Origin of the sequence: Mannheimia cairinae (genome assembly GCF_028649535.1) — a bacterium.
GTDB lineage: Bacteria > Pseudomonadota > Gammaproteobacteria > Enterobacterales > Pasteurellaceae > Mannheimia > Mannheimia cairinae.
Genome location: NZ_JAQSJE010000009.1, coordinates 262,141 through 283,979, shown reverse-complemented (window position 1 = coordinate 283,979; position 21,839 = coordinate 262,141). Strand labels below are relative to the sequence as shown.

16 protein-coding genes and 1 tRNA gene are annotated in these 21,839 nt (G+C 37.4%); 9 read left to right on the top strand and 8 right to left on the bottom strand.

Features of this window, described 5'->3' with window-relative positions; genetic code table 11:
• The first annotated feature begins 95 nt into the window (after window positions 1-95).
• Window positions 96-1,580, top strand: a complete 1,485-nt coding sequence (locus tag PTQ27_RS10335; RefSeq protein ID WP_273748753.1) for a nicotinate phosphoribosyltransferase — start codon at window positions 96-98, stop codon at window positions 1,578-1,580.
• Window positions 1,581-1,666: 86 nt separating this feature from the next.
• Here the strand turns inward: PTQ27_RS10335 and cpdB are convergent, their stop codons facing one another.
• Complete coding sequence (gene cpdB / locus PTQ27_RS10330; protein WP_273748754.1) at window positions 1,667-3,646, bottom strand: 2',3'-cyclic-nucleotide 2'-phosphodiesterase; 1,980 nt, start codon at window positions 3,644-3,646, stop codon at window positions 1,667-1,669.
• 275 nt (window positions 3,647-3,921) lie between these two features.
• Between cpdB and PTQ27_RS10325 the strand changes: the two genes are divergently transcribed.
• The 8 genes from PTQ27_RS10325 to tadA all read left to right on the top strand — a co-directional run bounded on the left by PTQ27_RS10325 (window position 3,922) and on the right by tadA (window position 14,449).
• On the top strand, window positions 3,922-5,130 hold the full coding sequence (locus PTQ27_RS10325) for an acetate kinase (protein WP_273748755.1): 1,209 nt from the start codon (window positions 3,922-3,924) through the stop codon (window positions 5,128-5,130).
• Between the two features lie 51 nt (window positions 5,131-5,181).
• Complete coding sequence (gene pta / locus PTQ27_RS10320) at window positions 5,182-7,317, top strand: phosphate acetyltransferase (protein ID WP_273748756.1); 2,136 nt, start codon at window positions 5,182-5,184, stop codon at window positions 7,315-7,317.
• Window positions 7,318-7,446: 129 nt separating this feature from the next.
• A complete protein-coding gene (gene sodC, locus PTQ27_RS10315) occupies window positions 7,447-7,995 on the top strand; it encodes a superoxide dismutase [Cu-Zn] SodC (RefSeq protein ID WP_273748757.1) in 549 nt (182 codons plus the stop codon).
• Between the two features lie 109 nt (window positions 7,996-8,104).
• On the top strand, window positions 8,105-8,404 hold the full coding sequence (locus PTQ27_RS10310) for a hypothetical protein (protein ID WP_273748758.1): 300 nt from the start codon (window positions 8,105-8,107) through the stop codon (window positions 8,402-8,404).
• 299 nt (window positions 8,405-8,703) lie between these two features.
• Window positions 8,704-10,848 (top strand): polyribonucleotide nucleotidyltransferase, encoded by a 2,145-nt coding sequence (gene pnp, locus PTQ27_RS10305; RefSeq protein ID WP_273748759.1) that lies wholly within the window; start codon window positions 8,704-8,706, stop codon window positions 10,846-10,848.
• A gap of 79 nt (window positions 10,849-10,927) precedes the next feature.
• Entirely contained in the window at window positions 10,928-11,851 is a 924-nt protein-coding gene (gene nlpI / locus PTQ27_RS10300; protein WP_273748760.1) for a lipoprotein NlpI, read from the top strand.
• Between the two features lie 195 nt (window positions 11,852-12,046).
• Complete coding sequence (locus PTQ27_RS10295) at window positions 12,047-13,861, top strand: DEAD/DEAH box helicase (protein WP_273748761.1); 1,815 nt, start codon at window positions 12,047-12,049, stop codon at window positions 13,859-13,861.
• 66 nt (window positions 13,862-13,927) lie between these two features.
• Entirely contained in the window at window positions 13,928-14,449 is a 522-nt protein-coding gene (gene tadA, locus PTQ27_RS10290; protein ID WP_273748762.1) for a tRNA adenosine(34) deaminase TadA, read from the top strand.
• Between the two features lie 38 nt (window positions 14,450-14,487).
• On the opposite strand, the gene PTQ27_RS10285 is transcribed toward tadA, so the two are convergent.
• The 7 genes from PTQ27_RS10285 to PTQ27_RS10255 form a co-directional block, all read right to left on the bottom strand.
• Window positions 14,488-15,582 (bottom strand): lytic murein transglycosylase, encoded by a 1,095-nt coding sequence (locus PTQ27_RS10285; RefSeq protein ID WP_273748763.1) that lies wholly within the window; start codon window positions 15,580-15,582, stop codon window positions 14,488-14,490.
• A gap of 3 nt (window positions 15,583-15,585) precedes the next feature.
• Window positions 15,586-16,509 (bottom strand): tRNA pseudouridine(55) synthase TruB, encoded by a 924-nt coding sequence (gene truB, locus PTQ27_RS10280; protein ID WP_273748764.1) that lies wholly within the window; start codon window positions 16,507-16,509, stop codon window positions 15,586-15,588.
• Window positions 16,510-16,511: 2 nt separating this feature from the next.
• Window positions 16,512-16,892 carry a 30S ribosome-binding factor RbfA gene (gene rbfA, locus PTQ27_RS10275; RefSeq protein ID WP_273748765.1) on the bottom strand — a complete coding sequence of 127 codons (381 nt, stop codon included), beginning with the start codon at window positions 16,890-16,892 and terminating at the stop codon, window positions 16,512-16,514.
• Window positions 16,893-17,008: 116 nt separating this feature from the next.
• Window positions 17,009-19,501, bottom strand: coding sequence for a translation initiation factor IF-2 (gene infB, locus PTQ27_RS10270; RefSeq protein ID WP_273748766.1), 2,493 nt, complete (start codon window positions 19,499-19,501; stop codon window positions 17,009-17,011).
• A gap of 17 nt (window positions 19,502-19,518) precedes the next feature.
• Window positions 19,519-21,015 (bottom strand): transcription termination factor NusA, encoded by a 1,497-nt coding sequence (gene nusA / locus PTQ27_RS10265; protein ID WP_273748767.1) that lies wholly within the window; start codon window positions 21,013-21,015, stop codon window positions 19,519-19,521.
• A gap of 15 nt (window positions 21,016-21,030) precedes the next feature.
• Window positions 21,031-21,492: a ribosome maturation factor RimP gene (gene rimP / locus PTQ27_RS10260; RefSeq protein WP_273748768.1), complete on the bottom strand. Its 462-nt coding sequence runs from the start codon at window positions 21,490-21,492 to the stop codon at window positions 21,031-21,033.
• Window positions 21,493-21,728: 236 nt separating this feature from the next.
• Window positions 21,729-21,805 (bottom strand) — tRNA-Met (locus PTQ27_RS10255).
• Window positions 21,806-21,839 lie beyond the last annotated feature (34 nt).

The following is a 21,839-nucleotide window of genomic DNA, read 5'->3' as shown; positions in this document are numbered from 1 at the left end:
TTCTAGATAAATTCCAATATTTATAAAATAAGTTGCAAATACTTTACATTATGATATTTTGTATCAATCATTTAATAGAACTTAAAATGTAAAATATGCATAACTTATCTAATAAAAAAATACGTTCTACAGCTATTCCGTCTTTATTATGTGATTTTTATAAAACATCACACCGAATTCAGTATCCAGAAAACTCACAGTTTTTATATAGTACATTCACCCCTCGTAGTAATGCAAATGCACCATTTCTTACTCAAGTCGTTTCATTTGGATTTCAAGCTTTTATCAAAAAGTATTTAATTCATTATTTTAATGATAATTTCTTTACTCGCTCTCAAAACGAAGTGGTATCGGAATATACAACCTTTATTGCTGATACTTTGCAAATAAGCGATAACGGTGAACATATTGCTCAATTACATCAGTTAGGATACTTACCTATTCGAATTAAAGCGATTCCAGAAGGTAAATCCGTAGCAATTAAAGTACCGATGATGACGATTGAAAACACCCATCCAGATTTTTTCTGGCTTACTAACTATTTAGAAACTTTAATCAATGTTTCTTTATGGCAACCTATTACTTCTGCATCTATTGCATTTGCTTATCGTAAAATTCTAACTGAATTTGCGAAACAAACTTGTGATAATCAAGCTCATATTCCATTTCAATCTCACGATTTCTCTATGCGAGGAATGAGTTCTTTGGAATCGGCGGAAAGTTCGGGAGCTGGGCATTTAACGGCTTTTTTAGGCACAGATACCATTCCTGCAATTTCATATGTTAAGACATATTATGGTGCTACATCACTTATTGGCACTTCTATTCCAGCCTCTGAACATTCAGTAATGAGTTCACACGGTGTTGATGAGCTGCCAACTTTCCGTTATTTAATGAAAAAATACCCTAATAATGCTCTCTCTATTGTCGCTGATACTACAGATTTTTGGCACAATATTACGGTAAATCTCCCCTTGTTAAAAGGTGAAATATTAGCTCGACCTGAAAATGCAAAAGTGATTATCCGTCCTGATAGCGGTGATTTTTTTACCATTATTTGTGGCAATCCAAATGCGAAAACGGAATATGAACGTAAAGGATTGATCGAGTGTTTATGGGATATATTTGGCGGAACCACAAATAATCAAGGTTATAAAGAGCTCGATTCGCATATAGGAGCTATTTACGGAGATGGTGTCACTTATGAAAAAATGATTACTATTTTAGAAGGTTTAAAAGCCAAAGGCTTTGCATCAAGTAATATTGTGTTTGGTGTCGGTGCACAAACCTATCAACGTAATACACGTGATACCCTTGGTTTTGCCATTAAAGCGACATCAATTACTATTGATGGCATTGAAAAGGCAATATTTAAAGCCCCTAAAACGGATTCTGGATTAAAAAAATCGCAAAAAGGACGTGTAAAAGTGACTTCGCTAGACTCTTATGTTGATGGCTTAACTGCCCTTGATGATTTTTCAGATGATCTTTTAGAAGTGATTTTTGAAAATGGTAAATTAATAAAATTAACCAATTTTGATGAAATTCGCCAGAATATAGACAGTCAATTTAACGGGTAAATAACCTTTAAAATCAAGCGGTTAAATTTGCAAAATATTTTACAAATTTAACCGCTTGTTTACTTGTTTCGTTTATGAAATCGTCCTTATTTTGTTAAATCAACTCGATACACTGCAAAACCTATCTCATCATTTTCCACATATTCCATTGGATATTGTGCATTAGTTTGAATAAAGGCTTTTGCTTTTTCTGTTGGCGATGTTTCAAAGCGAATATCTAATTTCACGTTTGATGAAATTGGTGCAATTCGCCAGTTGTTGTCTGCTTTTGGACTTACTTTTCCGTGTGCTTTAGTTTCTGCTGAAATATAGTTTGCTAACACTTGACGGTTTTCATCAGGAGCTGCAAACACAATGTGTTTATCGCCTGTACCCGGGAATTTACCACCATAAGCACGATAGTTATTCGTTGCAATTAAAAACTCTTGTTTTTCATCAACAGGTTTACCGTTAAAAGTCAGATTAACCACACGGTGTGAATCTTTATTAATAAGTTTGCAATCGCCATCGTAACGAGCTGGCTGAGTTAAATCAAATTGATATTCTACCCCATCAATAACATCGTAATTATAGGTACGGAAACCTGTCCAATCTAATAGATATTGCGGTTTATCGCTAGTCACATCAATCTGTTTGAACATACCCGCACTACATTCCAACCATTCTTTTAGTTCTGCTCCTGTTGCTTTTACTACAACTAAAGTATTTGGATATAGATATAAATCAGAGGCATTACGGAATGTTAATTCGCCTTTATCAACTTCTGTATAACCTGTAGGATCGTTTTTACGACCACCGGCTTTAAATGGTGCTCCAGCACTTAAAATAGGTAAGCCTGCAAGTTCAGGTAAACCTTTAACAACATTTTCTACATAAGCTTTTTGAGCTTGGTTTACAATTTGAATAGTCGGGTCATCTTGTACTAATGCGAGGTAGCTATACATATTGTCTGTTGCATTACCAATCGGTTGAGAAACAAAGCTACGTGTTGCTTCGTGAGTTTCTTTTAGTAATGCGACCATTTCAGGGTGATTTTCAACAGTTGCTTGTTTCTTCTCAGCATCATAAATTGGACGTAATGCTGCTCTACCATCTACAACCGCCCATTTACCGTTGTTTTCCGCAAGTGTTAAATCAATCACACTAATATTGTTGCCCCAATAGCCTGCCATACTTTCTGGTACACCTTTCATTGTGCCTTTTTCAATGTCAGCATTTGGTGAGCTTGCAAATTCTTTATTTGGGAATAAGCGATGTGAATGCCCAAATACAACCGCATCAATATCTTTTACGTCAGCTAAATAAAATGCTGAGTTCTCTGCCCCTTCTTTATAAGGTTCATCAGACGGGCCAGTATGAGCAAGTGCAACAACGACATCTGCCCCCTCTGCTTTTACTATAGGCACATATTTTTCTGCCGTTTTAACAATATCTCGGGCTTCTACTTTACCCTCAAGGTTGGCTTTGTCCCAAATCATTACTTGTGGCGGCACAAAGCCGATATAACCAATTTTTACAGTTTGTGTATTACCGTTATTATCTACAATAGATTTTTCTTGAATGAAATAGGGTTGGAAGAAAGGTTCATCTGTGCCTGGTTTAACAATATTTGCATTGATGATTGGGAATTTTGCTTGTTTGATAGCGGTATCTAAATAATCTAAACCGTAGTTGAATTCGTGATTGCCTAGCGTTCCTACTTCATATTGCATTGCATTTAATGCCATAATTGAAGGTTCAGGCTTCCCTTCTTTGGAACCTTTAGTTGATTGGTAATCTGAAATTGGATTGCCCTGAATTAAATCGCCATTATCAACTAATACGCTGTTTTTTACTTCTGCTCTAGCCTGTTTGATTAATGTTGCCGTTCGAGTAAAACCAAATTTTTCTGTTGGAGCATCTTTATAATAATCAAAATCTGTCAAAAAACCGTGAATATCGGTTGTTGCAATAACACGTAAATCTGCCTTACTGGTTTTTGCTCCGGTTGCAAATGCAAATCGATTAGAACCCAACACTAACATTGCACTTGCACCTAATTGAATGAAACGTCTTCTATTAAGCATAATAATTTCCTTTATAATTGTTTATAGGTATAAAATTGGGGGCATATATTTTAATAAAAAGAAGACTCCATTCTCTACTCTTTTTTTGAGAAGTAGATCACAAAAATGATTTTTTATGCAAAAAGTCTTGTTATGTCAAAAAAATGTAACATTTTTTCCAAATAGAATTTATTTTAATACGTTAAAAGTGTATCCTTATCAAGATTGCATATAATGAATTTGTATGCGTAATATATATACTCCTTTCATAAAACACGTAAAAAGGTAATTTGACAATGTCTAAAAACTTAATCTTAATCCTTAACTGCGGTAGCTCATCTCTTAAATTTGCTATTTTAGATCCTGTAACTGGTAACGAGAAATTATCAGGTCTTGCTGAAGCATTTCATTTGGAAGATGCCCGTATTAAATGGAAATTAAACGGTGAGAAAGGTAATGCAGATTTAGGTGCTGGTGCAGCACATAGTGAAGCACTTACATTCATTGCTGAAAAATTATTATCTGATGAATTAAAAGCAAGCATTGGTGCTATTGGTCATCGTATTGTTCACGGTGGCGAAAAATTTACTGCTTCAGCATTGATTACAGATGAAGTTGTTAAAGGTATTGAAGATGCAATTCAATTTGCACCATTGCACAACCCTGCTCATTTAATTGGTATTAAAGAAGCATTCCGTATTTTCCCTGAATTAAAAGATAAAAATGTTGCTGTATTTGATACAGCATTCCACCAAACTATGCCAGAAGAAGCATACTTATATGCTCTTCCATATAACCTATATAAAGAGCAAGGTATCCGTCGCTACGGTGCTCACGGTACTAGCCATTTATTCATTACTTCACAAGTTGCAGAGCTTACAAATAAACCAGTTGAACAAACTAATGTTATCGTGTGCCATTTAGGTAACGGTGGTTCGGTTTCTGTTGTTCGCAATGGTAAATGTATCGATACCTCAATGGGCTTAACACCATTAGAAGGTTTAGTAATGGGTACTCGTTCTGGTGATATTGACCCTGCCATCATTTTCTACCTATACAAAAATTTAGGTATGTCAATGGAACAGATCGAAGATACTTTAGTGAAAAAATCTGGTCTTTTAGGTTTAACTGAAGTAACAAGTGACTGCCGTTATGCGGAAGATAACTATGATGATGCATCAAAACCAGAAGCAAAACGTGCTTTAGATGTATATAGCTATCGCTTAGCTAAATATATTGGTGCATATATGGCTATCTTAGGCGATTCTCACTTAGATGCTATTGCATTTACAGGCGGTATCGGTGAGAACTCAGCTCACGTACGTGAATTAACATTAAATCATTTAAAATTATTCGGTATTAAATTAGATAACGAACGTAATCTTGCTGCTCGCTTTGGTAAAGAAGGAGTTATTACAACTGATGATTCAGCTTTCAAAGCTGTAGTTATTCCAACTAATGAAGAATTAGTTATCGCACAAGATACAGCTAAATTAGCATTATAATTATAGGGGCAGATATTCTGCCCTTTCACTTTATTAAAATCGGAAATTATTATGTCTAGAACTATTATTCTTATTCCTATTTCAACCGGTGTTGGTTTAACAAGTGTAAGCTTAGGTTTAGTCCACGCATTAGAACAAAAAGGTTCTAAAGTTGGTTTTTTAAAACCTATTTCACAGCCTATTAGTGGTGAAGATACATTAGACCGTTCTACAACAATTATTCGTGCCGATCAAACAACAGAAGTGGGTGAACCATTTATGTTAAGTGAAGCGGAAACACTTATTGGTCAAAATCAAACAGATGTTTTATTAGAAAAAATTGTAGAACGTCATCAGAAATTATCTAAAAATAATGAAATTGTTGTTATTGAGGGGTTAATTCCAACCCGTAAAAACTCTTATGCTAATAGCATCAACTATGAAATGGCTCAAGCATTAGATGCTGAGCTTGTATTAGTTGCAGCTCCTGCATCAGATACTCCGGCACAATTAAAAGAACGTATTGAAGCAGCTGCATCCGAGTTTGGTGGCCGCAGTAATCCTAATTTACTTGGTGTAATTATTAATAAATTTAATGCACCTGTTGATGAATCAGGACGTACTCGCCCAGATTTAACTGAAATTTTTGATTCATTCCAACACTCTAGCAATAATGTTGCTGAAGTGGAGAACCTATTTGCAAAAAGTCCAATTAAGCTTTTAGGTTGTGTTGAATGGAAAGCAGATCTTATCGCAACTCGTGCTATTGATGTAGCAAAACACTTAGGTGCTTCTATCTTATATGAAGGTGAAATTAGAACTCGCCGTATTCGTGGTGTAACCTTCTGTGCTCGTAGTCTTCCACATATGGTCGATCATTTTAAAGCGGGTAGCTTATTAGTAACTTCTGCAGATCGTCCAGAGGTTTTAGTTGCAGCATCACTTGCAGTAATGAACGGCGTTAAAATTGGTGCAATCTTATTAACAGGTGGCTATAAAGTTGAATTACCAATTTCAAAACTTTGTCAGCAAGCCTTTGAAACCGGTGTGCCTGTATTCCGCATTGAAGGAAATACTTGGCAAACAGCATTAAGTTTACAAAGCTTTAGCTTAGAAGTGCCTGTAGATGATAAAGAACGTATTGCTGAAATTAAAGAATATATGGCAAGCCAATTTAACGCAGGTTTTGTTGATGAAATTTCAAAAGCAGCAAGCCGTGCACGTCGTTTATCTCCTGCAGCGTTCCGTTATCAATTAACTGAATTTGCACGCCAAGCGAAAAAACGTATTGTATTACCAGAAGGTGATGAGCCTCGTACGGTAAAAGCCGCTGCATTATGTGCTGAACGTGGTATTGCAGAATGTGTACTATTAGCAAATCCAACTGATGTTCAACGTGTTGCTGAAGCACAAGGAGTTAAATTAGGTTCAGGTATTACTATTATCGATCCTGAAACAGTAAGCGAAAACTATGTTGCTCGTTTAGTGGAATTACGTAAAGCAAAAGGTATGACAGAAGTTGTTGCACGTGAGCAATTAACCGATACCGTTGTGTTAGGTACAATGATGCTAGAAGCTGGCGAAGTTGATGGTTTAGTTTCAGGTGCTGTTCATACTACTGCGAACACCATTCGCCCACCAATGCAAATTATTAAAACAGCACCAGGTAGCTCTATTGTTTCATCAATCTTCTTTATGCTATTACCAGATCAAGTATTAGTATATGGTGACTGTGCTGTAAATCCAGATCCAACAGCAGAACAATTAGCAGAAATTGCAATTCAATCTGCAGAATCAGCAAAAGCATTTGGTATTGACCCACGTGTGGCAATGATCTCTTACTCAACAGGTACATCAGGTTCTGGTGCAGATGTTGAGAAAGTAAAAGAAGCAACACGTATTGCTCAAGAAAAACGTCCAGATTTAATTATTGATGGCCCACTACAATATGATGCAGCAGTAATGGAAGATGTGGCTCGCTCTAAAGCTCCAAACTCTCCTGTTGCGGGTAAAGCAACTGTATTTGTATTCCCAGACTTAAATACTGGTAATACCACATATAAAGCAGTACAACGCTCTGCTGATTTAGTCTCAATCGGCCCAATGTTACAAGGTATGAGAAAACCAGTAAATGACTTATCTCGTGGAGCTTTAGTAGATGATATTGTTTATACCATTGCATTAACTGCAATCCAAGCAACACAATAATCACCCACTATAAATATAATGAAATGCCCTTATTTTTAGGGCATTTTTTTATTTACAAAATTTGGCGACTGTGGTTAAAATGGCTTGCCACTTAAGGCAAAACCACCCAAATTGAATAAGGATGATTTTATGAGAATGAAAACAGTATTGGCTATTGCATTAGGTTCTTTACTTGGTATTTCAACATCAGCTATGGCTGCTGAGCAAAATGCAAAAATTGTGGTTAGTGTTCAGCAATTAGATGCAGAAAAAGGTAATAAAGATATTGGTACAGTGGAAATTACAGAATCAGCTTATGGGCTAGTTTTCACACCTAACTTAACGGATTTAACGGAAGGTTTACACGGTTTCCATATCCACGAAAATCCAAGTTGTGATCCTAAAGAAAAAGATGGTAAATTAACGGAAGGTTTAGCTGCTGGGGGCCACTGGGATCCAAATAAAACAGGTAAGCACGGTTTCCCTTGGGCTGATGATGCACACTTAGGTGATTTACCTGCATTAACAGTTCTACACGATGGTACTGCAACCTATCCAGTTTTAGCACCTCGCTTAAAAAAATTAGATGATGTTAAAGGTCGTTCATTAATGATTCACGCTGGTGGCGATAACCACTCAGACCATCCAGTAGCACTTGGTGGCGGTGGTCCTCGTATGGCTTGCGGTGTAATTAAATAAAATTTGATCTAAATTAGTAAAGTGTTGGTTTTAAGCATTATTTCCAACACTTTTTTATTTTTAACGATACAATGAATCACTTCAACTTAATTTAAATAAGGACATTTCTATGACGAATCAGTTATCTTCTAAAAAAGCATCTTGTAAAGTCATTCCTGAGCAAATTTCTTTTTCATCATCATTACCTGTGTATATCCCTCTTTTTTTTGCAGATAAAACTAAAAAGATACAATCCGTATGGGAGTTAGAACTTGAAAATGGTGAACGTGATGCTGGTCCAGTAAAGCGTAATCGTATCCAATTTAGTCGCTTACCTGTAGGTTCTCACAAATTAACCGTTATTATCGGCAAACCGCTGTTAGGGAATGGAACAAAGATTTATCAATGCCTTTTAAATATTGAGCCTTAATTTTCATATGATTTTTTATCCACTACCTATGTAATCATTACATAGGTATAAACTTATTTTTTAGATTGAAAAAGTTAGCATTATCGTGTTGAGTGTTTAATACTCAATATAAAAAGCCCCGCCTTTAAAATCAAAATAATAGGCGATTTTTTGTGAAAATCTCTATATAATAGACAAGTTTTATTTTTTGTATTGAGAGGCGGCTATCAAAAACCCTTTTAAGATTAAGAGTGTTTTTGCTAGTCGCAATTTTAAAAGATAAAACGAAAAATAATTTTATTCGTTAAAAGGAAAACAGAATGAATCCAATTGTAAGACAATTTAAATACGGTCAGCATACCGTAACATTAGAAACAGGTGCGATCGCACGCCAAGCAACTGCTGCCGTAATGGCTAGTATGGACGACACAACCGTTTTTGTAACTGTTGTTGCGAAAAAAGATGTGAAAGAAGGTCAAGATTTCTTCCCATTAACCGTAGATTACCAAGAGCGTACTTATGCAGCCGGTCGTATTCCTGGTGGATTTTTCAAACGTGAAGGCCGCCCTTCTGAAGGCGAAACTTTAGTTGCACGTTTAATTGACCGTCCTGTTCGCCCACTTTTCCCTGAAGGTTTCTTCAATGAAATTCAAGTTATCGCAACCGTGGTTTCTGTAAACCCTCAAATTAGCCCAGATTTAGTTGCAATGATTGGTGCTTCAGCTGCATTATCCTTATCAGGAGTGCCGTTTAACGGCCCAATCGGTGCAGCTCGTGTTGGGTTTATCAATGATCAATTCGTACTTAACCCAACAACATCTGAGCAAAAACTTAGTCGTTTAGATTTAGTGGTTGCAGGGACAGACAAAGCAGTATTAATGGTTGAATCTGAAGCTGATATTTTAACAGAAGAACAAATGCTTTCAGCGGTCGTATTCGGTCATCAACAACAACAAGTTGTTATTGAAAATATTAAAGAATTTGTAAAAGAAGCTGGTAAACCTCGTTGGGATTGGGTGGCTCCAGAGCCAAATACCGATTTAATCAATAAAGTTAAAGCATTAGCAGAAAGTCGTATCGGCGATGCTTACCGCATTGTTGAAAAACAAGTTCGTTACGAGCAAATTGATGCCATTAAAGCAGAGGTAATTGCACAATTAACTGCTGAAGATGAAAATGTATCAGAAGGTGCTATTGTTGATATTATTACCGCATTAGAAAGCCAAATCGTTCGTAGCCGTATTATTGCTGGCGAACCTCGTATTGATGGACGTACAGTTGATACCGTTCGTGCATTAGATATTTGCACAGGTGTATTACCACGTACTCACGGTTCTGCTATTTTCACTCGTGGCGAAACTCAAGCATTGGCAGTAGCAACTTTAGGTACTGAGCGTGATGCACAAATTATTGATGAATTAACAGGTGAAAAATCAGACCGCTTCTTATTCCACTATAACTTTCCTCCATACTCTGTAGGTGAAACTGGTCGTATCGGTTCACCAAAACGTCGTGAAATCGGACACGGTCGTTTAGCTAAACGTGGTGTATTAGCGGTAATGCCAACAGCAGAAGAATTCCCGTATGTTGTACGTGTGGTGTCTGAAATTACTGAATCAAACGGTTCGTCTTCAATGGCTTCTGTATGTGGTGCATCATTAGCATTAATGGATGCTGGTGTGCCAATTAAAGCTGCAGTTGCAGGTATTGCAATGGGCTTAGTGAAAGAAGATGAGAAATTTGTCGTTCTTTCAGATATTTTAGGTGATGAAGACCACTTAGGCGATATGGACTTTAAAGTAGCAGGTACTCGTGAAGGTGTTACTGCTCTTCAAATGGATATTAAAATTGAAGGCATCACACCTGAAATTATGCAAATTGCCCTTAACCAAGCAAAAGGTGCCCGTATGCACATTTTAGGGGTAATGGAACAAGCAATTCCTGCTCCACGTGAAGATATTTCTGACTTTGCTCCACGCATTCACACAATGAAAATTGATCCTAAGAAAATCAAAGATGTCATTGGTAAAGGTGGTGCGGTTATTCGCTCATTAACTGAAGAAACCAATACTTCTATTGATATTGATGATGATGGTACTGTAAAAATTGCAGCAACCGACGGTAATGCAGCAAAAGCAGTAATGGCTCGTATTGAAGAGATTGTTGCTGAAGTTGAAGTTAATGCAGTTTATACTGGTAAAGTAACTCGTGTGGTTGATTTTGGTGCATTCGTTTCAATTTTAGGTGGTAAAGAAGGTTTAGTTCATATTTCACAAATCACTAATGAGCGTGTTGATCGTGTTGCTGATTACTTATCTGTCGGTCAAGAAGTTCAAGTAAAAGTAGTTGAAATTGACCGCCAAAATCGTATTCGCTTAACAATGAAAGATCTCAATAATACTGAGAATACTGTAGAGCCTGTGAGCGAAGAAGTAGTAGCTGAAGAACAAGAAAATAATATCTAGTTCTAAAATAAATCGTGAATAGCGGACATTATGTCCGTTATTCAGTTTTTATGATTAATTACATAAAGGCTATTTAGTAATGGTACAACTGTTTAAGTTGTTTAGAATTCGTTTCTTTTTACTTAACCTTATTTCTATTTTAGTGCTGACAGGTTGTAGTAATCGATATTCTGAATTAATTTCTACAAGAAACTTAGCATTAGCTGAATTAAACCCACAACTCCGTTTTGAACAAGAAGCAATGGTTGTTCGTTTAAGTCAAGTTTTAGAAGAAGCTGAATTAAATCCATCAGAGCAAGCTGACCTCTATTTTGAGAGAGGTGTCATTTATGATAGTTTGGGCCTATGGTCTCTTGCCCGTTATGACTTCGTGCAAGCAATCTCACTAAATCAAAGAATGGCGGCCGCTTATAATTATATGGGGCTATATCTGCTTTTAGAAGGTGATTACGACAGTTCCGTAGATGCATTTAATGCTGTGCTAGAATTAGATAATGAATATAGTTATACCTATCTTAATAGAGGTTTAGCATTTTATTATAGTGGGCGTTATTCAGAAGCTGAACGTGATCTACTGCGTTTTTATGAAGAAGATAAAAAAGACCCGTATCGTGTCTTATGGCTCTATTTTAATGAGCTAGAATTTACACCATTAGAGGCTAAAAATAATTTACAAGAACGTGTAAAACTACTCTCTCCTGATTTTTGGGGAACAAATATTGTGAATTATTTCTTAGGAAATACAAATTTAGCTAAACTTCGTGCTATAATGGATTCTGTGGCTAAAGAAAATAGCTCACAATATGCTGAAATTTTAACTGAAACATATTTTTATTTAGCAAAACAACAACTCAAATTAGATCGTAAAGATGAGGCTATTAGCCTTTTCCGTCTTTCTCTTGCAAATCAAGTGTTTAACTTCGTTGAGTATCGTTTTGCCCTGTTTGAGCTATCACAACTACGTAATATGACTCAAACAACTCCCGTTGTTGGGAACGATTAGGACAATACAAGCGGTTGAATTTACAAATTATTTTGCAAATTCAACCCTTATACTCAGGGGATTGTTAAAGCGTTGATTCTGCTTCGTTATTTCATTTTTTCTTCCTAAAAAAGACTCAACAATATAATTTTTATCGGATAAAACAGAAGATTTTTAAATTTCTTGTGTTTTTATCTCTCATTTTAATGGTTTTTTATGACAACTGAATCTTTAACTTTTGCCGATTTAGGCTTACCTCAACCTATTCTTGATGCTGTAAATGATATGGGATTTGTAACCCCATCACCTATTCAACAAGAATGTATCCCTCATTTATTAGCTGGCCGAGATGTACTTGGTATGGCACAAACAGGAAGCGGAAAAACAGCAGCTTTCTCTTTACCTTTACTTGCTCAAATTGACCCAGCACAACGCCACCCACAAATGTTGGTAATGGCACCAACTCGTGAATTAGCAATTCAAGTTGCCGATGCTTGCGAGCAATTTACTAAGAATATGAAAGGTATTCGTGTTGTTACTGTTTACGGTGGGCAACGCTATGATATTCAATTACGTGCATTAAAAAATGGTTCACAAGTTGTTGTTGGAACACCTGGTCGTATTCTTGACCATATCCGCCGTGGCACATTAGATTTATCAGCTCTTAAATGTATTGTATTAGATGAAGCTGATGAAATGTTACGTATGGGTTTCATTGATGATGTTGAAACAGTAATGGCAGAATTACCTGAAGATCATCAAACAGCATTATTCTCAGCAACAATGCCTGAGCCAATTCGCCGTATTACACGTCGTTTTATGAACGATCCTCAAGAAGTTAAAATTAAAGCGACCGAACGCTCTGCACCAGATATTGACCAAAGCTATTGGTTAGTTAATGGCTTCCGTAAAAATGATGCATTATTACGTTTCTTAGAAGTTGAAGATTTTGATGCAGCAATTATCTTTACACGTACTAAAACAGGTACTATCGACATTACAGAATTATGTGAACGTAATGGCTATCGCACTGCAGCATTAAATGGTGATATGACCCAGCAAGCACGTGAACAAACATTAGAAAAATTACGTTCAGGTCGTCTAGATATTCTTGTAGCAACCGATGTTGCTGCTCGTGGTATTGATATTGAACGTATCAGCCTTGTTGTGAACTATGATATTCCACTTGAAGAAGAATCTTATGTTCACCGTATCGGTCGTACTGGTCGTGCAGGTCGTTCTGGGCGAGCATTATTATTTGTAGAACCTCGTGAACGTCGTTTATTACGTAATATTGAACATTTAATCAAAAAGCCGATTGAAGAAGTTTCAATTCCAAATCACGAAGTTCTAATGGAAAAACGTCGTGAAAAATTTAAAGCACGTATTTCCAAACAATTAGAACACCACGATTTAGAAAAATATCGTGAATTATTAGAAGACTTATTCACTGCAGACCAAGATCACGAAGAGCTTGCTGCAGCAATGATGATGCTATTACAAGAAAAACAAAAACTTATTCTTCCTCCAGACCCTGTTGTACGTGCAGCTCGTGCTGAACGACGTGATCGTAACAACAGAAATGAGCGCCGTGGAGGACGCGAACATCGTGAAAATAACGGTGTTGCAATGGACTTATACCGCATTGAACTTGGTCGAGAAGATGGGGTAGAAGTACGCCATATTGTTGGTGCTATTGCTAATGAAGGCGATATTAGTAGCCGTTATATTGGACATATTAAATTACACGATAAATATTCAACAATTGAACTACCACAAGGTATGCCAAATCACTTAATCCAACACTTCGCACAAAAAGCTCGAGTTTTGAATAAGCAAATGCAGATGTCATTGTTAGGCCCTGCGAATGGCGGTAATAGCCAACCATTTGAAAGCCGTGGACGTGGAGGCGAACGTCGTAACGACCGTAGTGGTCGCCGTGATTTTAAAGATAGTGGATTTAATAAAGATCGCAAAGGTGGTTTTAAAGAAAAACGCTTTAATGATAAAGGTTGTGGCCGTAGAGGCTAATTAATAGAATGCCCCACTTGTTGGGGCTTTTTTCTAGCGGTATAACAAGAGGAATTTTTTACAAATATGTTTATTAAACCCAATCAGACTTTGTGTAACATTAGCATTTCTGAGCAAGATATTGCTTTTATGCAATATGCTCTCGACCTAGCTGATTTAGCAGAAGCTAAAGGCGAAATTCCTGTTGGTGCAGTTTTAGTTGATAAAAATTATAATATTATTGGTAGAGGTTGGAATCAAACTATCCAACTTAATGATCCTTCTGCCCACGCAGAGATGCAGGCTATTCGTCAAGCAGGACAAACTATAGAAAACTATCGTCTGTTAGATTGTACCCTTTATGTTACTCTAGAACCCTGCCCTATGTGTGCTGGTGCTATTTTGCATAGCCGAATTAAGCGATTGGTTTTTGGAGCAAGTGATTATAAAACAGGTGCGGTAGGTTCACGTTATCATTTATTTGAAGATTATAAAATGAATCACTTTTTAGAAATTCAAGGAAATGTATTAGGAACAGAATGTAGTCAGCGAATCAGTCAATTTTTTAAACAACGTCGCTTAGAACAAAAGCAAAACAAAAAAGCATAGTCAGAGCCTTGCCCTTACTATGCTTTTATCTCATTATTTTATTGGCCCACAGCTGATAAAATTCTATCTGCAAATTTACCTACACTAATACCGAAATTATTCGATCTATTCCAATCCATTAGCGTACGGAAATTATTTGAGACTAAGAATACTCTCCCTACCTCTTTATCTGGGCGAATAAGCCAGAGTTTTTTACCATTTAATCTAGCTAACTTAGTTGTTTCTTGAGCATTGGGATAAGCAAGATAGACACCTAAAGCTTGCCATTCTGCTAATGTTTTTGCTTTATTTAGTTCAATACCAGAAAAAGCTAAATCCATAGGGCCTGATAATCGAACCTCTACACCCCAAGGTAATTTATTATCCCAACCGACACTAGAAAGATAATTTGCAATAGAAGCAAAAGCATCATATTCATTATGCCAAATATCTTTTTTACCATCACCATCGCCATCAGCGGCATATTTTAGATAAGAGGTTGGCATAAACTGAGTTTGCCCCATTGCTCCTGCCCAAGAACCTAATAACTCATAGCGTTTAATCACACCATCATCAAGCAGTTTCATTGCATTCACAAACTCTTGAGTAAATAATTTCTCACGACGACCATCAAAAGCTAATGTCGCTAATACAGAAAGAACATCAAAATCGCCTTGGTAACGTCCGAAACTGCTTTCCATACCCCACAATGCCATAATGTACTCTTTTTGCACACCATATTTTTGACTAGCTCGATTAAGTTGTGAACTATAGCGATCCCAATTTTGGGCAGCAATATTTACCTTAGCTTGAGTTAGCACCCGGTTTAAATAATTAGTAACACCATTTGGATTTGGTGGTGGCGGTGGTGTATTTGGATCTCGACGGCGAGCCGCTTGTTGTTGGTCTAACTGAACTGCTCTTGCATTATATTGAATAAAATTTTGTTCTTTTAATGTTTTTGTTGAAACACCTGCCCCAGCTGCTTTTTGCTTAAGGAAGTGAACATAATCATTAAAATTGCTAAAAGTTCGAGATTTAGTATATTTAGACTCTAAATCTAATTTGGTATAAGAGCTACCTTGATCGCTAGAACAACCTGATAGTGCTAATGTTATAATTGTTAAAGGGAGAGTAAAAAGTTTCAATTTCATCTTCTATTCTGTTAAATTAACCATTCTATTTGGGCGAATCACATTATCTTGTGTTAATTCAGCCACACCTAAAAACTGCTCAGTATCAGAGAATAAACGAACTAAACCATAAATCTGATTTGCATTCTCATATTTGATTCTTTGACCAAAACCAACCGCTTTAGTTTGCTCTTGTGTTAAATTTATTTTAACCAAATTTGAAACGGCAGTATCTATTGGTAAGAGATGTTTATCTAATTCTGCAAGCGGTGCTTTTTCAGCTAAATTTTGCAAATCAGCATAGCTCATCATCGCTTCAATAGGATAACTTGAAACAGCTGTTCTACGCAGCATTGTAACATGAGCGCCACAACCTAATACTTCGCCTAAATCATCTACTAAAGTACGAATATAGGTTCCTTTTGAGCAATGCACTTCAAGGGTTAAATATGGAGCTCGGTATTCAATAAAATTTAACTCAAAAATCGTAATCGGACGAGCTTCTCGCTCCACGGTAATACCTGCTCGGGCATATTCATACAAAGGTTTGCCATTATGTTTTAATGCAGAAAACATTGTCGGCACTTGCAAAATATCACCCCGGAATTGCTCTAAAGCCGCTAAAATTTCTGTTTCACTCACATTAACAGCTTTAGTTTCTACTACTTGCCCTTCCGCATCGGAGGTATCGGTTCGCTCGCCTAATTTTGCTGTTACTAAATAACGCTTATCGGAATCTAGCAGAAATTGGGAAAATTTTGTCGCTTCGCCTAAACAAATAGGCAACATTCCTGTCGCCAAAGGATCTAATGCTCCGGTATGCCCTGCTTTGTTGGCTTGGAATAAACGTTTTACCTTTTGCAGAATATCGTTAGAGGACATTCCTTGCGGTTTATCCAATAAGAAAACGCCGTGAATATCACGGCCACGCTTACGAGGTCTAGACACAATTAGTCCTCTTTATGCTTTTCTTCATCATTTTTGATCACATTAGACACAAGATTTGACATACGCATACCTTCTACTAATGATTCATCGTAAACAAAGCGTAGTTCAGGCACAATACGTAAACGCATCGCTTTGCCTAATAAACTACGAATATAAGGGCTTGCTTTTTCTAAACCTTTCATTCCCTGTTTAATCGCTTCAGGATCGTTATCAAATAAGAAAGTAACGAATACTTTCGCATAGGCTAAATCTCTGGATACTTCTACATCAGAAACCGTTGCCATACCAATACGTGGGTCTTTTACCTCACGTTGTAAAATCACCGCAACCTCTTTTTGTAGCTCTTGAGCCACACGGTCACTACGTTTAAATTCTCTAGACATATTCTATTTCCTATAATAGCGGAAAAGGCACGCGTGAAAGCACGCGCGCCATTTTAATCAGCAAGCGGTCGAATTTTGTAAATTTTTTGCAAAAACAGACCGCTTGTTAAGCGATATTAGATTGAACGTTTAATCTCAACTACTTCGAATACTTCGATTTGGTCACCGACTTTTACATCGTTGTAGTTTTTCACGCCGATACCACATTCCATATTGCTACGTACTTCTGATACGTCATCTTTGAAACGGCGGAGAGATTCTAGCTCGCCTTCAAAAATTACAACGTTATCACGTAAAACACGGATTGGGTTGTTACGTTTAACCACACCTTCCGTTACCATACAACCTGCGATTGCACCAAATTTCGGGTGGCGGAATACATCACGCACTTCAGCCAAGCCAATAATTTCTTGTTTGAATTCTGGCTGTAACATACCACTCATCGCTGCTTTCACATCATTTAATAGTTCATAAATGATTGAATAGTAGCGTAGGTCAATGCTTTCGGTTTCAATTACACGACGAGCAGATGCATCGGCACGCACGTTAAAACCAACCATAATCGCATTTGACGCTGCTGCTAAGGTTGCATCTGTTTCAGTAATACCACCTACACCAGAACCAACAATACGGACTTTTACTTCGTCAGTTGAAAGTTCCATTAGTGATTGGCTGATAGCTTCAACAGAACCTTGTACGTCTGCTTTCACGATAATATTCAATTCTGCCACATCGCCTGCTGCCATATTGCTAAACATATTTTCAAGTTTCGCTTTTTGCTGACGAGCAAGTTTCACTTCACGGAATTTACCTTGACGATAAAGGGCAACTTCACGAGCTTTCTTCTCATCACGTACAACAGTTGCTTCATCCCCTGCTGCCGGTACGCCAGATAAGCCTAATACCTCAACTGGAATTGAAGGGCCTGCTGAATTGATATCTTTACCATTTTCATCACGCATTGCACGAACACGGCCATACTCAAAACCACAAAGTACGATATCGCCTTTGTTTAAGGTTCCTGATTGAACAAGAATAGTTGCCACAGGGCCTCGACCTTTATCTAAGTATGATTCAATAACCACACCGCTTGCCATACCTTCTTTAACAGCCGTTAATTCAAGTACTTCCGATTGTAAGATAATCGCTTCAAGTAAGTCATCAATACCCATTCCTTTTTTCGCAGAAACCGGTACGAATTGAACATCACCACCAAATTTCTCAGAAATTACTTCGTGTTGTAGTAATTCTTGCTCAACACGATCAGGGTTGGCTTCTGGTTTATCAATTTTATTTACCGCAACAACTAATGGAGCCCCAGCCGCTTTTGCGTGCTGAATCGCTTCGATTGTTTGTGGCATTACTCCATCATCAGCGGCAACTACAAGTACAACGATATCCGTTGCTTTCGCACCACGTGCACGCATTGAGGTAAATGCTGCGTGTCCCGGAGTATCTAAGAAGGTAATCATTTTGCCTTCATCAGTTTCAACGTGGTATGCACCGATGTGCTGAGTAATACCACCAGCTTCGCCTGCTGCAACTTTCGCTTTACGAATATAGTCAAGCAGTGAGGTTTTACCGTGGTCAACGTGTCCCATAATGGTTACAACAGGAGCACGAGTTACTTTTTCAGCATTAACATCACGATCTTCTAATACTGCTTCTTCTAATTCATTCTCTTTACGAAGAATCACTTTATGACCCAATTCTTCTGCTACTAATTGTGCCGTTTCTTGGTCAATCACTTGGTTGATTGTTACCATCTCGCCCATTTTCATCATCATTTTGATGATTTCTGTTGCTTTGATTGACATTTTGTTTGCCAATTCAGCAACCGTAATGGTTTCACCAATCACGACATCGGCTTTAGCAACTTGAGCGGGTTTAGTGAAAGCTTGCTGAAGTGCTGCACCTTTTTTGCCGTGCTTACCTTTGCCTCTTACTTCTTTTTGGTTGCGACGGTCTGCACTACGCTCATTTTTATCATCTTCACGGCCACCTTTTTTCGATTTAGCAACTCCGTTTTTATTCCCACGTCCACGAGCTGACTCACTACGACGGTCATTATCTCGTTCAGCTTCACGAGCATAAGAAGAAGTAAAACGTTCATCATCAAAATCTTCAGCATTACTATTATCGACAGATTCTTCACGTTCCATTTCTGCTAAGCGACGTGCGTTTTCAGCAGCACGTTTCGCTTCCATTTCAGCTTTTTCACGAGCTAACTCTTCCTGCTTGCGACGTAACTCTGCTTCTTCTTTACGTTTTGCTTCTTTTTCAGGATCTAATGCTTTTTCTTGTTTTACTTGAGGCTGAGCCTTCTTCTCTTCTTTTGCTTTTTTAGCAAGAGCTTCTTTCTCAGCTTTCGCCTTTGCTTCAGCCTCCGCTTTTTCTTTCGCTAATTTTTCAGCAGCTTCTTTTTCCGCTTTTGCTTTTGCTTTTGCAGCAGCTTCTCTTTCAGCTTTTTCTTGTAAAGCTTTTGCATCAATTCTTGGCTTTTTTTCTTTAACTTCAACAGCTTTAACTTTTCCGCCTGTTGTCGTTGCGTTTACTTTACTCGCTTTACGAGCTCCACCAAGTGAAAGTGTTTTTTTCTCTTCTGTCATTTTTTATCCCCTCTAACTTAGCTGAACCAACAAATTTGACGTGCGGCCATAATTAATTCACCTGCTTTCTCTTCAGATAATTCTTCAATATCGGCTAAATCATCAACCCCTTGCTCAGCTAAATCTTCAAGAGTAGTAATTTGTTTTTCAGCTAATCTAAATGCGATATGGCGTTCCATACCTTCAAGTGCTAATAGTTTGTCTTCAATATGAGCAGCTTCTAAGGCTTGCTCTTCTTCTAATGCTTTCTTAGTGATTGCATTTTTAGCACGGCTTTGTAGTTCTTCAACTAAATCTTCATCTTCTAAACCATCAATCGCTGTTAATGCTTCAACAGGAACATAAGCAACCGCTTCTAATGAAGTAAAGCCTTCCTCAATTAATACTTGAGCAAACTCATCATCAATCTCTAAAGCTGAAGTCAGTAAATCAATGACTTTACCATCTTCTTCTTCATTTTTCTTTGTTAGCTCTTCAACAGTCATCACATTTAAAGCCCAACCTGTTAATTGCGTTGCTAAACGAACATTTTGACCGTTACGACCAATAGCTTGTGCTAAATTCTTCCCTTCAACAGCAATATCCATTGAGTGAGCTTCATCATTAATTACAATAGAATTAACATCTGCAGGAGCCATTGCGTTAATCACAAATTGTGCTGGATTATCATCCCATAGAACGATATCTACACGCTCGCCACCTAATTCACTACTAATTGCTTGCACACGAGCACCTCGCATACCAACACAAGCACCAACAGGGTCAATACGTTTATCGTGTGTTTTTACTGCAATTTTTGCACGAGAACCAGGGTCACGAGCAGAACCTTTAATTTCAATAACTTCTTCACCAATTTCTGGCACTTCTAACCTAAATAGCTCTTCAAGCATTACTGGTTTTGCACGGGTAACAAATAATTGTGGTCCTTTTGATTCAGGCTTAATATCGTACAATACACCACGTACACGGTCACCAGGGCGGAAATTTTCACGTGGTAACATATCTTCACGTACAATAATTGCTTCGCCTTTAATATCTTCTGTTTTACCTTGAAGCTCTAAGAAAATATTATCACGTGTTACTTTTTTAACGGTTGCAATAATAATTTTGCCTAAATCAGAACGGAACTCATCAATAATTTTTGTTTTTTCCGCTTCACGAATTTTGGTTTTAACCACTTGTCCAAAAGTCTGAATTGCGACACGACCAAATTCAATCGATTCAACTTCATCTTCAACAAAATCGCCTAATTGCACATTTTGATCTTCAAATTGTGCAGCTTCTAAGCTGATTTCACGAGTCATATTGTTTACATTTTCAACCACTAACCAGCGGCGGAATGTTTTAAAATCACCGGTTTTACGATCAACTACAACACGTACATCAATATCTAAATCACGGCTTTTTTTGGTTGCAATCGCTAATGCGGTTTCTAATGCCTCAAAAATAGCTTCTTTTGGAAGTTGCTTTTCGTTTGATACTGCTTCTGCAGCTAATAAAATCTCTTTACTCATTATAAGTTTGCCTTATTAAAAATCGAAAACTGGGACTAAATTTGCTTTTTGAATATTACCAAATGCGAATTGGCGTTCTTCATTCTCTACAACTAAGGTAATTAAATCGCCATCTACTGCTTTAATCTTACCTTGCCACTTACGGCGATCGAACATCGGAATACGTAGATGAATAACAACTTCTCGATCAATAAAACGTTGATAGTGTGCGGTTGTAAATAGTGGTCTATCTAAACCCGGTGAAGAAACTTCTAAGTTATATTTATCAGTAATTGGGTCTTCAACATCAAAAATTGCACTTACCTGACGGCTAACATCGCTGCAATCATCAATAGTGACACCACCTTCTTTATCAATATATAAACGAACCGTTAAAAAACGCCCCGCTCGTTGGCATTCAATACCAACTAATTCAAAGCCTAATGCCTCAATAGAATCAAGTACTAGCTCTTCTAATTTTTGTTCTAATGTTGCCAAGTTAAAATCTCCAAATATAAAAAAAGCCGGATATACCAGCTTTTGATACGTTAAACCTGTACCAATTTCCGCAAAAAAGCCCCAGACGGTAAACCGTGGGGCTTTAAGCGATTTGTTTTTCTGATGTTAAACCGACAAAACAAGCGGTCTATTTTTTCAAATTTTATGCAAATAAAAATTGAATACATCATATAAAACAAAACTCACAACTTTAACCAAAGCTGTGAGCTTAAAACTGGTTGCGGGGGCCGGATTTGAACCAACGACCTTCGGGTTATGAGCCCGACGAGCTACCAAGCTGCTCCACCCCGCGTCTGATGGAGGTTATTATATGCTTTTTAATAAAG

Bases quoted from the DNA above. Each gene is read 5' to 3' on its own strand.
- pta (WP_273748756.1), top strand. From the start codon at position 5,182: ATGTCTAGAACTATTATTCTTATTCCTATTTCAACCGGTGTTGGTTTA.
- rbfA (WP_273748765.1), bottom strand. From the start codon at position 16,892: ATGTCTAGAGAATTTAAACGTAGTGACCGTGTGGCTCAAGAGCTACAA.
- sodC (WP_273748757.1), top strand. From the start codon at position 7,447: ATGAGAATGAAAACAGTATTGGCTATTGCATTAGGTTCTTTACTTGGT.
- nusA (WP_273748767.1), bottom strand. From the start codon at position 21,015: ATGAGTAAAGAGATTTTATTAGCTGCAGAAGCAGTATCAAACGAAAAG.
- PTQ27_RS10285 (WP_273748763.1), bottom strand. From the start codon at position 15,582: ATGAAATTGAAACTTTTTACTCTCCCTTTAACAATTATAACATTAGCA.
- tadA (WP_273748762.1), top strand. From the start codon at position 13,928: ATGTTTATTAAACCCAATCAGACTTTGTGTAACATTAGCATTTCTGAG.
- nlpI (WP_273748760.1), top strand. From the start codon at position 10,928: ATGGTACAACTGTTTAAGTTGTTTAGAATTCGTTTCTTTTTACTTAAC.
- pnp (WP_273748759.1), top strand. From the start codon at position 8,704: ATGAATCCAATTGTAAGACAATTTAAATACGGTCAGCATACCGTAACA.
- infB (WP_273748766.1), bottom strand. From the start codon at position 19,501: ATGACAGAAGAGAAAAAAACACTTTCACTTGGTGGAGCTCGTAAAGCG.
- PTQ27_RS10325 (WP_273748755.1), top strand. From the start codon at position 3,922: ATGTCTAAAAACTTAATCTTAATCCTTAACTGCGGTAGCTCATCTCTT.
- cpdB (WP_273748754.1), bottom strand. From the start codon at position 3,646: ATGCTTAATAGAAGACGTTTCATTCAATTAGGTGCAAGTGCAATGTTA.
- PTQ27_RS10335 (WP_273748753.1), top strand. From the start codon at position 96: ATGCATAACTTATCTAATAAAAAAATACGTTCTACAGCTATTCCGTCT.
- PTQ27_RS10295 (WP_273748761.1), top strand. From the start codon at position 12,047: ATGACAACTGAATCTTTAACTTTTGCCGATTTAGGCTTACCTCAACCT.
- PTQ27_RS10310 (WP_273748758.1), top strand. From the start codon at position 8,105: ATGACGAATCAGTTATCTTCTAAAAAAGCATCTTGTAAAGTCATTCCT.